The 350-nt window shown below is 56.0% G+C and carries 1 rRNA gene; it reads left to right on the top strand.

Features of this window, described 5'->3' with window-relative positions:
* A 16S ribosomal RNA gene (locus tag KP705_RS19825) occupies nucleotides 1-332 on the top strand; the annotation flags it as partial.
* Nucleotides 333-350: the final 18 nt, after the last annotated feature.

The following is a 350-nucleotide window of genomic DNA, read 5'->3' as shown; positions in this document are numbered from 1 at the left end:
CTTATGTCCTGGGCTACACACGTGCTACAATGGCGGTGACAGTGGGAAGCTACATGGTGACATGGTGCTGATCTCTAAAAGCCGTCTCAGTTCGGATTGTACTCTGCAACTCGAGTACATGAAGGTGGCATCGCTAGTAATCGCGGATCAGCATGCCGCGGTGAATACGTTCCCGGGCCTTGTACACACCGCCCGTCACACCATGGGAGTTGGTTCGACCTTAAGCCGGTGAGAGAACCGCAAGGACGCAGCCGACCACGGACGGGTCAGCGACTGGGGTGAAGTCGTAACAAGGTAGCCGTAGGGGAACCTGCGGCTGGATCACCTCCTTTCAAGTTTGGCTACAAACC

It is taken from the genome of Gluconobacter sp. P1D12_c (assembly GCF_018812105.1).
Taxonomy (GTDB): Bacteria; Pseudomonadota; Alphaproteobacteria; order Acetobacterales; family Acetobacteraceae; genus Gluconobacter; species Gluconobacter oxydans_A.
Note: the sequence above shows the minus strand (reverse complement) of the source record. Positions and strands in the feature narration are given on the sequence as shown.